Annotated in this window: 2 protein-coding genes and 1 pseudogene; all 3 read left to right on the top strand. The window is 56.3% G+C overall.

Translation table 11 applies throughout. From position 1 onward, the window contains the following. Positions 1-569 precede the first annotated feature (569 nt). Positions 570-1,250: a reverse transcriptase domain-containing protein gene (locus I6F20_RS38320; protein WP_346277275.1), complete on the top strand. Its 681-nt coding sequence runs from the start codon at positions 570-572 to the stop codon at positions 1,248-1,250. After that, positions 1,147-1,374 (top strand): annotated as a pseudogene (locus I6F20_RS38315) (reverse transcriptase domain-containing protein); the annotation flags it as partial. The gene I6F20_RS38320 and the pseudogene I6F20_RS38315, both read left to right, overlap by 104 nt. After that, positions 1,360-1,655 (top strand): group II intron maturase-specific domain-containing protein (locus I6F20_RS38310; RefSeq protein WP_346277277.1); only part of this gene is annotated, 296 nt, incomplete at its 3' end. The pseudogene I6F20_RS38315 and the gene I6F20_RS38310, both read left to right, overlap by 15 nt.

Below are 1,655 nucleotides of genomic sequence, written 5' to 3'. Positions count from 1 at the left end.
GTGGTATGTGCGCCATGACGGCGCGAAGAAGGAGGTTGAGTATGTAGACCATCTTCCGAGCAGCCTTGCTGCGCAAGAGATGAGGGCAGGCCCCTCGGACTCGGATTGCAGGATCAGAGTCCAAACCGCCACAAGCTGCTTTAGCTCAATGGCTGAGGTGGTGAGCGTTGCTGGAAAAGGCGGGCAATCAGCCTGTCAGGTGAGCCACGGGAAGACGAACGCAAGTAAACCGCCGATGATGCATCGAAAGTACAGTTCAGATGTTGTCGAAACCAGGGGCGATACCACCTCCTGGGATCAAGCGCGGCGAGAGCCTGTGTATTGGCCGGGCGGCAACCGGTGTAGAGGCGGCGCGATCCCGATGCCAGGCTCTTGCGCGGAACATGGGAACCTGCGTCGCGATGCCAAGGGAGACCCCAAAGGCGGCGGACCCGCCGAGGGCAGAGTACCAATGCGCGACGCAGGGGCGGACGGGTTCGTAATAGTGATGAGGCCCGGTAATACGGGCGGAGCGAAGGGACCCGATCTTCCAGCCAAAGTCACAAGCCAACCGGAAACGGGAGGAGCCGATGACTGAGGCAAAGTCGTATCAGATCCCCAAACATCTCGTTTGGGAAGCTTGGAAACAGGTGAAAGCGAACCGCGGGTCAGCGGGTGTGGACGGGGTCTCCATCGAGGAATTCGAAAAGGACTTGAAGAGAAACCTCTACAAGATCTGGAATCGAATGTCGTCGGGGACATACTTTCCGCCTCCCGTCCGTCTCGTGGAAATTCCCAAGGCTAATGGAGGGAAGCGTCCGTTAGGAATACCCTCTATAGCTGACCGCGTGGCTCAGACGGTTGCAAAAATGGTTATGGAGCCGACGATGGAACGAATATTCCATCCGGACTCCTACGGCTATCGGCCCGGCCGTTCGGCGCTTGACGCAGTGGGGACAGCGCGAAAGCGTTGCTGGAAATTCGACTGGGTTATCGACCTTGATATCAAGTCGTTCTTCGACTCGATTCCTTGGCACCTAATCGAAAAGGCCGTCGCCCAGCACACGGAACTGAGTTGGATTCGTCTCTACGGTAAAGCGGTGGCTGCAAGCTCCCGTGGAGAAAGAAGACGGAATCCCTGTGGAGAGAACACGCGGAACCCCTCAGGGTTCGGTGGTTTCACCGCTGCTCGCAAATTTGGTTCTGCACTATGCATTCGATCACTGGATGCAGCGGACCTTCCCTTGTTTGTGTTTCGAAAGATACGCTGACGATGCGATAGTCCATTGCAGAACTGAAAGCGAGGCTCGAACCGTGATGGAGGCGATCCGAAAACGTCTTGCGGAATGCGGTCTGGAGCTCCATCCGGAGAAAACCCGGATCGTCTACTGCAAGGATAATAAACGGAGAGAGGAATGCGAACACATCTCGTTCGACTTCCTTGGCTACACCTTCCAGCCGCGCAGCGCTCGCGATCGAAAGGGCGAGAAGTTCCTCAACTTCCTCCCGGCAATCAGCAACAAGGCTGCCAAAGGAATCCGACAAACCATTCGCTCATGGCGACTGGGTTCGACGCGAAACCACTGGAGTCTTGAAGAACTCGCCAAGCTGATTGATCCTGTCGTGCAAGGATGGCTGAACTATTACGGACGGTTTTACCGGACGGAATGTGTCAA

The organism is Bradyrhizobium sp. IC3123 (assembly GCF_020193625.1).
GTDB lineage: Bacteria > Pseudomonadota > Alphaproteobacteria > Rhizobiales > Xanthobacteraceae > Bradyrhizobium > Bradyrhizobium yuanmingense.
Note: the sequence above shows the minus strand (reverse complement) of the source record. Positions and strands in the feature narration are given on the sequence as shown.